This is a genomic window from Aquimarina sp. I32.4, assembly GCF_002924285.1.
Taxonomy (GTDB): Bacteria; Bacteroidota; Bacteroidia; order Flavobacteriales; family Flavobacteriaceae; genus Aquimarina.
In genome coordinates this window covers 1-11,920 of sequence record NZ_PGUB01000028.1, presented here as the reverse complement: position 1 = coordinate 11,920, position 11,920 = coordinate 1, and the positions used below count along the sequence as shown (strand labels likewise).

Annotated in this window: 12 protein-coding genes; 6 read left to right on the top strand and 6 right to left on the bottom strand. The window is 31.8% G+C overall.

The window, feature by feature from the left end:
* Positions 1 to 40: 40 nt before the first annotated feature.
* Both CVD18_RS08300 and recR read right to left on the bottom strand, forming a co-directional pair.
* Positions 41 to 1,369 (bottom strand): dihydrolipoamide acetyltransferase family protein, encoded by a 1,329-nt coding sequence (locus tag CVD18_RS08300; protein WP_103864979.1) that lies wholly within the window; start codon positions 1,367 to 1,369, stop codon positions 41 to 43.
* A gap of 173 nt (positions 1,370 to 1,542) precedes the next feature.
* Positions 1,543 to 2,163: a recombination mediator RecR gene (recR, locus tag CVD18_RS08295; protein WP_103864978.1), complete on the bottom strand. Its 621-nt coding sequence runs from the start codon at positions 2,161 to 2,163 to the stop codon at positions 1,543 to 1,545.
* Between the two features lie 108 nt (positions 2,164 to 2,271).
* Between recR and CVD18_RS22525 the strand changes: the two genes are divergently transcribed.
* The 5 genes from CVD18_RS22525 to secA all read left to right on the top strand — a co-directional run bounded on the left by CVD18_RS22525 (position 2,272) and on the right by secA (position 7,441).
* A complete protein-coding gene (locus tag CVD18_RS22525; RefSeq protein WP_158250413.1) occupies positions 2,272 to 2,439 on the top strand; it encodes a hypothetical protein in 168 nt (55 codons plus the stop codon).
* A gap of 14 nt (positions 2,440 to 2,453) precedes the next feature.
* Positions 2,454 to 2,888, top strand: a complete 435-nt coding sequence (locus CVD18_RS08290) for a GNAT family N-acetyltransferase (protein WP_103864977.1) — start codon at positions 2,454 to 2,456, stop codon at positions 2,886 to 2,888.
* A gap of 31 nt (positions 2,889 to 2,919) precedes the next feature.
* The gene (locus tag CVD18_RS08285; protein ID WP_103864976.1) at positions 2,920 to 3,495 is read left to right on the top strand and encodes a cob(I)yrinic acid a,c-diamide adenosyltransferase; all 576 of its coding nucleotides are present in this window, start codon (positions 2,920 to 2,922) and stop codon (positions 3,493 to 3,495) included.
* 139 nt (positions 3,496 to 3,634) lie between these two features.
* Positions 3,635 to 3,856, top strand: a complete 222-nt coding sequence (locus CVD18_RS08280) for a DUF2795 domain-containing protein (protein WP_008272287.1) — start codon at positions 3,635 to 3,637, stop codon at positions 3,854 to 3,856.
* Positions 3,857 to 4,084: 228 nt separating this feature from the next.
* Complete coding sequence (gene secA, locus CVD18_RS08275) at positions 4,085 to 7,441, top strand: preprotein translocase subunit SecA (protein ID WP_103864975.1); 3,357 nt, start codon at positions 4,085 to 4,087, stop codon at positions 7,439 to 7,441.
* 139 nt (positions 7,442 to 7,580) lie between these two features.
* Here secA and CVD18_RS08270 read toward each other — a convergent pair whose 3' ends face one another.
* The 3 genes from CVD18_RS08270 to CVD18_RS08260 form a co-directional block, all read right to left on the bottom strand.
* Positions 7,581 to 8,453, bottom strand: a complete 873-nt coding sequence (locus CVD18_RS08270; protein WP_103864974.1) for a type IV pili methyl-accepting chemotaxis transducer N-terminal domain-containing protein — start codon at positions 8,451 to 8,453, stop codon at positions 7,581 to 7,583.
* A 428-nt stretch (positions 8,454 to 8,881) separates the two neighbouring features.
* A complete protein-coding gene (locus tag CVD18_RS08265) occupies positions 8,882 to 9,280 on the bottom strand; it encodes a hypothetical protein (RefSeq protein WP_103864973.1) in 399 nt (132 codons plus the stop codon).
* Positions 9,281 to 9,282: 2 nt separating this feature from the next.
* Positions 9,283 to 9,843, bottom strand: a complete 561-nt coding sequence (locus CVD18_RS08260; RefSeq protein WP_233194509.1) for an RNA polymerase sigma factor — start codon at positions 9,841 to 9,843, stop codon at positions 9,283 to 9,285.
* A gap of 152 nt (positions 9,844 to 9,995) precedes the next feature.
* Between CVD18_RS08260 and CVD18_RS08255 the strand changes: the two genes are divergently transcribed.
* Positions 9,996 to 10,361, top strand: a complete 366-nt coding sequence (locus CVD18_RS08255) for a DUF6249 domain-containing protein (protein WP_103864972.1) — start codon at positions 9,996 to 9,998, stop codon at positions 10,359 to 10,361.
* Between the two features lie 269 nt (positions 10,362 to 10,630).
* On the opposite strand, the gene CVD18_RS08250 is transcribed toward CVD18_RS08255, so the two are convergent.
* On the bottom strand, positions 10,631 to 11,278 hold the full coding sequence (locus tag CVD18_RS08250) for a hypothetical protein (protein ID WP_146052736.1): 648 nt from the start codon (positions 11,276 to 11,278) through the stop codon (positions 10,631 to 10,633).
* Positions 11,279 to 11,920: the final 642 nt, after the last annotated feature.

Sequence of the window (11,920 nt, the reverse complement as noted above, 5' to 3'; positions counted from 1 at the left end):
TTGCTGTGGTTTTTATAATTTCATTATGAGTAGTATAACTTTAGAACTCTCTATTTACATCCCAAGCTTCGAGGTATTCTTGTACTCGTTGCACAAACTGTCCTCCTAAAGCACCATTTACAACTCTATGGTCATATGAATGCGATAAGAACATTTTATATCGAATACCAATAAAATCTCCGTCAGGAGTCTCAATTACCGCAGGAACTTTTCTTATGGCTCCCAACGCGAGTATACCTACTTGCGGTTGATTGATTATTGGTGTTCCCATGATACTCCCAAATGTACCTACATTGGTTACCGTATATGTTCCTCCTTGTATATCATCTGGTTTTAAAGCATTATTACGTGCTCTATTTGCCAAATCATTTACTGCTTTGGTCATACCTACCAAATTCAACTGATCTGCATTTTTGATAACAGGAACTATCAAATTACCGTCTGGTAATGCTGCAGCCATACCTAGGTTTATGTTTTTCTTTTTAATGATGGTATCTCCAGAAATAGAGATATTCATCATTGGGAAATCTTTGAGAGCTTTAGCTACTGCTTCCATAAAGATTGGAGTAAACGTAAGGTTTTCTCCTTCTCTTTTCATAAAATCTGCCTTTATTTTCTTTCTCCAATTCCAGATATTGGTTACATCAGCTTCTATGAATGACTGTACATGTGCTGATTTTTGAATAGATTCTACCATATGATGAGCAATTAGTTTACCCATTCTGGTCATTTCTATAATTTCATCTTCTCCCGATGCTACTACAGGAGTTACTTTTGATACTTCTTTCTTTTTGACAGGAACTGCTTTTACTTGTACTTCTTCTTTTACAGGCTTAGCTACTATTTTTCCATTCTTACGATCCTCTACAAATTGTAAAATATCGTTTTTGGTTACACGACCATCTTTACCTGTTCCTGATATAGATTCTAATTCGTTTAACGAAATATCTTCTGCTGTTGCAATATTTTTTACTAACGGAGAATAAAATTTACTACTCTCTGAGAAATCTGTAGTAGTTCCTACTACTTCTGTAGCTTCTTCTATTTGCGTTTCTATCTCCACTGCTTCTTTTGGAGCTTCTTGAGATGTTGTTACTTCTTCTACTACTGAATCTACAACTCCTTCTCCTTCTGTCTCTATGATAGCTATCGCCTGGCCTACCTGTACCACATCATCAACCTCAAAAAGTTTTTCGATCAGTACTCCTTCTACCTCACTAGGCACCTCACTATCTACCTTGTCTGTTGCAATCTCTACAACTGCATCATCTAGTTCGATAGTATCTCCAACTTCTTTTAACCAAGTTGTTATTGTTGCTTCTGCAACACTCTCACCCATTTTTGGAAGCTTTAGCTCAAATTTTGCCATATCCTTAATCAAAAGTGTTTATTAGTTATGTTTTTTGCGAATTTAATTAAAATTCAACTTAAAAATTAATTTTTATCCAAAAATTAGCTTTTATATTGTTTTGCAACCTACCACATCTGTCAGCTCAGAAAGCCAAAATCCCTGCAATTATTTCATTCTTCCTCTCTCCTATATTACGAATTTCTCAGTGCTTTTTCAAAAGGAATTCTATTACGTATACTTCTTCCCAAAGTAACTTCGTCTGCATATTCTAGTTCATCATTAACGCCAATTCCTCTTGCTATAGTAGAGGTTGTTATGTCAAAACCTTCTAGTTGTTTATATATATAAAAATTCGTTGTATCTCCTTCCATAGTTGCACTCAGTGCAAATATCAATTCTTGTATTTCTCCTGATTCAACTTTCTGAATCAATGAATTGATAGTTAACTCTTGTGGCCCAATACCATCCATTGGGCTTATTTTACCACCAAGAACATGATATAATCCTCTGTATTGCCCTGTACTCTCAATAGCCATTACATCCCGTATATCCTCTACTACACATACAATCGCCCTATTTCTAGATGGGTTATTACAAATATCGCATATATCAATATCGCTAATACTATGACATGTTTTACAAAACTTGATATTTTGCCTTAATGTTCCCAAAGCATTTACCAAATGCTCAGTTTGAGTCTTAGGTTGTTTAAGTAAATGTAATACCAATCGTAGAGCCGTACGTTTTCCTATACCTGGTAACTGTGATATTTCATATACTGCATTTTCTAATAATTTCGAAGAAAATTCCATAGCGCGACAAATTTAGCATTTTTAATGAACAACTCTTTATAAATAGTATAGTAATCTTACTATGAGATTGAGACGTTTTTTTGTTATTTTTACTTCAAAAGTAAAATAATGCTAAATTCACTTTCTCAAGAAACTCAACTTATTCTTATGGTTATTGCCATAGGAATTCTATTTGCTCTTGTTACTTGGAATACCAAACGAAATAAAAAGAAGCTTTATAATCGTGATGAACGGAATTTTAGGAAAAATTATTCTAAAAAGAAAAGTAGAAAATAGTTACGCTTACTAAAATGAAGAAAACACGTGTAAGAAAAGCTACCTTCAAGGATTTAGCATGGATAAATACCACTTATCAAAATATAGACTTTTTATCTTCAGATTTTAATACAGAATATATTGCTTTAGCAGAAATAGAAGGTATAAAATGTGGCCTAGGAAGAATTATCTATATCGATAAAAACAACCTAGAATTAGGAGGTATATATGTGTTAGAGCAATTTCGAGGAATAGGAATCGCACAAGAGGTTGTCTTACATTTATTAGAAAATCATAAACAATATAAAAAAATATGGTGCCTACCATTTAAACACCTTTATCTTTTTTATTCCAAGCTAGGCTTTCTAGATCAAAAAATACATGACTACAAAATTCCAGACAAAATAGATCATAAACACAAATGGTGTAATCAAAACTATAATAAGGAAGTACTTTTATTAGTTAAGTAATTATCTATCAAAAAAATAAATTTGCAATTCAATGAAAATATATACAAAAACTGGAGACAAAGGAACCACCGCTCTTTTTGGTGGTACCAGAGTACCAAAACATCATATTCGTATTGATAGTTACGGCACTGTTGACGAATTAAATTCTTATATAGGGCTTATCAGAGATCAAAAAATAGATTCTCAAAGTACGCTAACATTAATAGACATCCAAAATAAACTTTTTACTGTGGGAGCTGTTCTTGCGACTGATCCTGAAAAAGCAATCTTGAAAAGTGGTGAAAAACGATTAAATATACCTACAATATCTAGTAAAGATATTGAGTTACTTGAAAAAGAAATTGACAAAATGAATGAATCGCTTCCTCCTATGACACATTTTGTATTACCAGGAGGGCACCAAACTGTGTCATTCTGTCACGTTGCGCGTTGTGTCTGTCGAAGAGCAGAGCGTTTGGCTACGGCATTATACGAGATTGAGCCTTTTGAAGAAACAACACTACAGTACTTAAACCGACTATCTGACTATCTTTTTGTACTGGCACGAAAGTTGACACTCGATCTTAAAGCAGAAGAAATTGAATGGATTCCTAAAAAGAATTCTTAAATTTTAAAAACTGCATAAAATTAACGAGGGAAACCTTATAAAAATTCACGTTCTTATTATTATTGTTGAAATAATCAATTTTTTACTTGACTTTTTAAACTAAAAAATTATTTTTGCAAAAAATTAAACCAGTAAGCATATGTATTGGACTTTAGAATTAGCATCTTATTTAAGTGATGCACCCTGGCCAGCTACAAAAGACGAATTAATCGATTACGCAATTCGTACTGGAGCACCTTTGGAAGTTGTAGAAAACCTACAAGCAATTGAAGATGAAGGAGATTCATACGACTCCATAGAAGAGATATGGCCAGATTATCCTACAGATGAAGATTATCTTTGGAATGAGGATGAATATTAAATTAACGAAATAGTATTAAAAGTCTCGCAAGAGGCTTTTTTTTTGCGTAAATTACGCCTCTCTTGTGATGATTTTACATTACAAAAGTATTGTATAATATGGCCTGTATAGGTCCTGAGATAACAATAGATTTCCAAATATTGGATTAGACTAGAATGTTGCCTATTGAAAAAAATAATAGTTTCTTTTTTGAAACTAAAATCTCATTAAACACACAACCATAAAATTATGGGAATATTAGATTCTGTATTAAAAGTATTTGTTGGAGATAAATCCAAAAAAGATATAAAAGAAATTCAACCCAAAGTTGAACTTATAAAAAAAGCAGAGAAGACCGTAGAAGGGCTTTCTCATGATGAATTACGTGCCAAAACTTTTGAATTTAAAAACAAAATAAATGATGCTCGTACTGAAATCAATGCTAAAATCGAAGCACTTACCGAAGAAGCTAATACTACTGAGGATATTGACAGAAAAGAAGATATCTACGGAGAAATTGATAAACTAAAAGAAGAAGCTTATATAGCTACAGAAAAGGCATTGAATGATATTCTTCCTGAAGCCTTTGCTGTTATAAAAGAAACTGCCAAGCGTTTTGCTAATAATGATTCTATAGAAGTTACTGCTTCTGCATATGATCGTGAGCTTTCTGGCAGCAAAGAACATATCACTCTTACTGATGAAAAAGCTATTTGGGCTACAAGCTGGGATGCTGCTGGTAAAGAAGTAAAATGGGATATGATTCACTATGATGTACAACTTATAGGGGGTATTGCCTTGCATGAAGGGAAAGTTGCAGAAATGCAAACTGGAGAAGGAAAAACACTAGTAGCTACACTTCCCGTATACCTCAACGCATTATCTGGTAATGGTGTTCACCTTGTAACCGTAAATGATTATCTAGCACGTCGAGATAGTGAATGGATGGCTCCTATTTTTCAGTTTCATGGACTTACAGTAGACTGTATCGATAATCACAGACCTAATTCTGAAGAGCGTCGAGCAGCATACAACGCTGATATTACTTACGGAACTAATAATGAATTTGGTTTTGATTACTTGAGAGATAATATGTCTCACGCACCAAAAGACTTGGTACAACGCCCGCATAACTATGCTATCATAGATGAAGTAGATTCCGTATTAATTGATGATGCTCGTACCCCATTGATCATTTCTGGTCCTATTCCAAAAGGAGATATCCACGAGTTTGATGAATTAAAACCTAAAATTGCAGATATTGTTTCTGTACAACAAAAATACCTTACTACAGTTCTAGCAGAAGCCAAAAAACTAATCAAGGAGGGAGATGCAAAAGAAGGAGGTTTCAAATTATTACAAGTATATAGAGGGATTCCTAAAAACAAAGCATTAATTAAGTTTTTAAGTGAAGAAGGGGTAAAAATGCTTCTTCAAAAGACAGAAAACTTTTATATGCAAGATAACAATCGTGAGATGCATAAAATTGATGCAGATTTGTATTACGTTATCGAAGAAAAGAATAACCAGATTGACCTTACCGATAAAGGAGTTGATCACCTTTCTGGAAAAGATGACCCTGATTTCTTTGTTTTACCACAAATTGGTATGGAAATCGCTAAAATCGAAGGTTTAGAGTTATCTAAAGAAGAAGAAGCCGAAAAGAAAGAAGACCTTTTTAGAGAATATAGTGTAAAAAGTGAACGTATTCATACCCTACGCCAGTTACTAAAGGCATACTCATTATTTGAAAAAGATGTAGAGTATGTGGTAATGGATAATAAAGTAAAGATTGTTGATGAACAAACTGGTCGTATCATGGATGGTCGTCGATATAGTGATGGATTACACCAAGCTATTGAAGCAAAAGAAAATGTAAAAATTGAAGATGCTACCCAGACCTTTGCAACAGTAACACTCCAGAACTATTTTCGTATGTATGGTAAACTGTCTGGGATGACAGGTACCGCAGTAACAGAAGCAGGAGAGCTTTGGGAGATCTATGAACTCGATGTTGTAGAAATCCCTACCAATCGACCTATCGCAAGGTATGACCGTGAGGATTTGGTATACAAAACCAAACGAGAGAAATACAATGCTGTTATAGAGGAAGTTACCGCGTTATCTAATGCAGGAAGACCTGTACTTATTGGTACTACCTCTGTAGAAATATCTGAGCTATTAGGTCGAATGCTAACCATTAGAAAGGTACCTCATAATGTATTAAATGCAAAACTTCATAAAAAAGAAGCTGATATCGTTGCCGAGGCTGGTAATGCTGGTATAGTAACTATTGCTACAAACATGGCAGGTCGTGGTACAGATATTAAATTATCTGACGAAGTAAAAGCTGCTGGTGGTCTTGCTATTATAGGTACCGAACGTCATGATTCTCGTCGAGTAGATAGACAGCTTCGTGGTCGTGCAGGTAGACAAGGGGATCCAGGAAGTTCTCAGTTCTACGTATCATTAGAAGATAATCTGATGAGATTATTTGGATCTGAGCGTATTGCTAAGATGATGGATAGAATGGGATTAAAAGAAGGAGAAGTGATCCAACATTCTATGATTTCTAAATCTATAGAAAGAGCGCAGAAAAAAGTAGAAGAAAACAATTTTGGAGTGCGTAAGCGATTATTAGAATATGATGATGTAATGAACGCCCAACGTGAAGTAGTATACAAACGTCGTTATCATGCGCTATTTGGTGAGCGTCTTCGTGTAGACATTGCCAATATGATCTATGATACTGTAGAAGTAATCACAGAAGGAAATAAAGTTACTCAAGATTTTAAAAACTTTGAATTTGAACTAATTCGCTACTTCTCTATGAGTAGTCCTATTTCTGTAGAAGAATTTGAAAAAATGGATCCTCAAAAAATTGCTGGAGAAGTTTATAAAGTTGCATACGTACATTACCAAGACAAAATGGAACGTAATGCAGAGGCAGCTTTCCCTGTCATCAAACAAGTTTATGAAGACCCAGCTAGTAAATATGAGCGAATTTTAGTGCCATTTACAGATGGTGTCAAAAGTATTAATGTAGCAACTGATCTTCAAAAAGCATATGATTCTGAAGGAAAACAACTGATTACCGATTTTGAAAAGAACATTACACTTGCCATTATTGATGATGCATGGAAAACGCATCTTCGTAAAATGGATGAACTGAAACAGAGTGTACAATTAGCTGTTCATGAACAAAAAGACCCATTATTAATTTACAAGTTCGAAGCTTTTGAATTATTTAAAGCAATGATCGAAGAAGTTAACAAAGATGTTATTTCGTTTTTATTCAAAGGAGAATTACCTACAGGAAATACTCAAGATATTTCTGAAGCTAGACAAGTACGTAAAAAAGAAAATCTAGAGACCTCTAAAGAGGAAATTCCTAATATGGATGAACGTGCTGCACAAAATAGAGCTGCTGGAGAAACACAAAACAGGCCACAAGTTACCGAGACAATTACACGAGAGCAACCAAAAATAGGTCGTAATGACAAAGTTACTATTAAGCATGTAATGAGCGGAGAAAACAAAACTGTAAAGTATAAGCAAGCGATTCCATTAATCGAAAAAGGAGAATGGGTTATCGTAGACGAATAAAAAAATAATTACATATAAAAAACCCTGAAGTAGTTACTTCAGGGTTTTTTATATGTAATTATTTTTTTGATTCTGGCGAAAAACAGTTATTTTTTATAGCGAATTGAAAAAAGTTTAAATCACTTCATACTATAAAAAACTAAATACTTACTTTTTCATACAACAATGTAATCTCATTAAACACCTTGGTTAGCTCATTACTCATTTTATACACTTCTGCTTCATCAAACTCTTGATTTGTTAATTTACTCGCATTTTTCTTAATCGTATTCCATTTAGAAAATGCTAATCCAATCTTTTCATCGATTTTAGGAGTATTAAACTTAGATATTAGTAATTTATTAATCGCTCCATCCAATTCATGAAAAACATTACGAAGCATTTGGGTAGAGTTTTTATTTTTAAGTTCTAGTTGATTTGCAAAATAATAAAATGCCAAACGCTGTGATAACATTCTTTGTCTTCCTGAAATATTTATTATAGTCTCTAACTCTATTATATCTTCTATCGCATCAGGCTCTTCGATACTATTTTTATTATTTTGAATGGATTTTTTGGATGCTGAAATAATAGATACCACCACATCATTCGTTGCCTTTAATAAATCTGTATTTATATCTATTAGTTTTTTAGCATTATCATAATTTGGTTGCCCGTCAATAAGGTTTTTAAAATTCTTCCATAACTCATTGACTTTTACTAATCGATCAGTAGTTTCTTTAAACTTACAGTTTTGTATAAGAACTCGGTTTTGTTCTTCAAAAACTATTTGACTTGTTAGTAAATCTCTTTTTGCTTGAGCATCGTCAGTATTGTTTAATAAATATAAATACGCTTTAGATATTTTTTGAGTAAACATTCGTTGTTTCCCAGAAACATTAATAGCATTATTAAATGATAATGATCCGTATTCATTACTTTTCTGTGCATGAAGTTGTATTGAGTTTATATATACTAATCCTATTACAAATAACATTAATACAAACTTAAAAGAGGGATTTTTACTTTTCATCTGGATAGATTCAATTATTTATTATTTTTAAAATTTCCTAGCAAATAATAAGAAGTTAAGCCTGTCTTTTTATCAATCCTCAAAAGCATTCTTATCAATTTGCAACCGCAAAAGTATTCTAGACAATACTCAAGAAATATGACCTTTATCAGTATATAAGTCCGTCTAAATAATTATACCAAGACTTAGCTTACTGTTTAACAGTATTAATTTTGATTTTTATTTAGAGAGTTTTAACTAAAAAATAATTTCGAACTTGTTATTGAGTCCTTTCAAGTCACTTATAATTACAAAAAAGTTTCAGTTATAGTCAAAAAAAACTACAATATGAAAAAGTAGTTCTCTTAAAAAAAGTGTTTATTTTATAAATATGCAGACAATCGTTTTTATGTTTTAGTTATAAGAAATAAAGACCTATAACACCTGTATTACATGGAAAAATTTTTATCTATCCTTCTTTTCAATATTGGTATTTGAACAAAAAACAAAATTGCAAGAAACAAAATACCGTAAATAGTTGATTTAGGAAATATATAGTTCGAAAATGGATTTTTTATATTTGGTAATGATTTTATAAAAGAAAAATCAATCCAACTTAATAATGATATTTTTGTATCTGATAAAAATGGGATGCTACCCAACAACAACACCAATAGTAAACCAATACCCCACCAAACCTTTTTAGAAATCAAAGGCTTATACACAAACATCGATGCATCTTCAGCAATATTTACCTGATTCATAATATTGTCTATAAAATTCACAGGTGGTTTTTCTACTCCTGCTTCTTTGATTAGGTTTCTAATATTTTTATATTTCTCTTCCATTGCTACCACTCATTTCTGGATATATGTAATATTGAATATAGCTTTTTTCTACTACGATACAATTTTATTTTTACATTATCAGCTGTTAAATTCACTATTTCTACAATCTCTTTCACACTTTTTTCTTCAAAATAATAAAGTGTAATAATTGCTGCTTCGTCTTCTGGAAGTTTCATAATACTATCCAAAATAATTTGCTTCCTTTCTTTTGCTTGTAAACAACTTAACGCATCCTCTACAAGTTCAATATTTTCCTCTCCTATTTCTTTTATATCACTAGAACTCACAAAACGTTTATTTACTTTTAATGCATCCAAACTCTTACGATATGCAATTGTATATAACCAAGTGGAAAACTTAGCATCACCTCTATATCTATCAAGAGCCTTATATGCTTTAACAAAAGTATCTTGAGCAACTTCTTCTGCTTGTTCCTTGTTCTTAAGCATACGATACACCACAGTGTACACTAAACTCTGATAACGTTCTACTAAAACTGAAAACATATTTACCTGCCCGTCGAGAACTTTATCTATATAATATTGATCTGATTGATGGTTCATTTTGTTATAAGACGTCACCATATCTTCTTTGGTTACATCTTTTTCATTAAAAAGTATAAAACTTTTTTATCTTTTTTTGTAACCCCTTTGAATCATTATTCGTCTTAATTAGAAAACGAACAGTATTAATTAATTTTTTAAATCAAAAAAACATGGGAGCAGAAGTAATCATAATACCTATACTATTTGGTAGTGTCTTTGGAATCTTATACCTATTCATTTCAGCCAGAAATAAAGAACGAATGGCTCTTATAGAAAAAGGAGCAGACGCATCTATATTTTATAGTAGTAAAAAGAAAAGAACAACCTCTCTCTGGAAAGTTTTTATTTTGAATTTATCTCTACTACTAATGGGGATAGGTGTTGGGATTTTTATTGCTGGTATTTTACATCTTTCTATAGGGGTAGAAGAAGATATTGCTTACCCAGGGACTATCTTTCTAATGGCTGGAATCGGCTTATTTACAGGATTTACTATGACAAAAAACCTTGACAAACAAAATAACATCGATGAATAGGTTATATCACAACCCATCCCTACAGCATTCATCTATCAAAATCCCAATACTTATCACATTGGGATTTTTTTTATACAAGATATGCGGTCAATAGTAATACCGTATCATCAGCTCATATTATGTAGTTTACTATATCAGTCACAGAAGATCACAATTAAGCTATATGTTTTTCCTCTTATAAAAACTTATGCAATACATTTTATCTATAAAAGACAAAAGACCTTCTTGAGAATCAAGAAGGCCTTTTTTATATTGTTTTTATACTTTTATTACATATCTACTATAAGATCATCGCTATTATCGAACTTTTCTATTACAACAGCATCACCTCTATTATTCTCAAGAACATAAATTCCTGCTGGTAATTGACTAAGATCTATAAAGTTGGTTGTCTTTGATAATATATGTACTGTATCCTTTACTTCAAATAATTTTATCTTATCTCCTTCTTCAAAATCAATTACAGTAACAAAATCCCCTTCTCTCTCTATTTCTAAAATATTCATTTCTGAATTTTTATAGTAACGCATAAACTCTTCCTCTACACCTTCTGCCTTAAGCTCCTGTACACCATTTTCTGCATCATTTTCTACTATAAAATTATTTTTGATATTTTCTAGTGTTCCTACTACATCTATCTCTTCTTCTGTACGCACAATAACAACAGATTCTCCTTGATTATTCTCTAACAAGTAAGCTCCTAATGGCAATTGACTAAGGTCAATCTCTCCATGTGTTTTAGACAAAACATGATCCCCGCTTTCTACTTCAAATAATTTTATCTTATCTCCTTCTTTAAAATCTACAACCACAACTACAAGACCTTCTTTCTCTACTTGTAATATTTGGTCTGCATTATTTGCATAACTGTTTACAAATAAAAATAAGCTAAAAAAATATGTTATTAATTTCATCATTTTATTACTTTACAGCGGGTATGTTATTACTTTCTTACGGTTTTCCCATACAATTATATTACATAATTATAGTTAAAAAAATTAAAAACCAGACTTTTAGATCAAGTGTTTTCGATATTCGACAAAAGACACAAAAAGTGTTAAACAATCCTTTACAAAATGCCAAATAACTGATAAACAATTACTTAGCTTTGCTTATTTTCAAAAAAATCAGATAAAGTGTACTATTAAACAGACTAACAGATCATGATGACTTATCTATGTTAAATCAATAAGATTTGAAAAAGGGATTTTATAGTATATTTTAGAAACGAAGTTTTGGAAGAGAAATAACACCATTTACACTTTGAATTTACCGCAATAAAATTCTCTTTTTCGCCTATGCTTCAGAATAAAATACATCGATACCATCTCTGAATTTTATTTTTTTTCCTAAACCAAAAATAATTTAATTCGGATCACAGTGATTTCAATTGAGAATTTATAACCTAAAAAAAGGTATAAAAATCTTCTAAGTACATGACAAAAAATGGTTTATGTTTATATTTGTTTGATTTAAAACATTTAACAATGTGTTAGCTATATAGTCTAACCCATATTTAAATATTGTTTTAGCTTTTCTCCCATGTTTTTTGATGATGA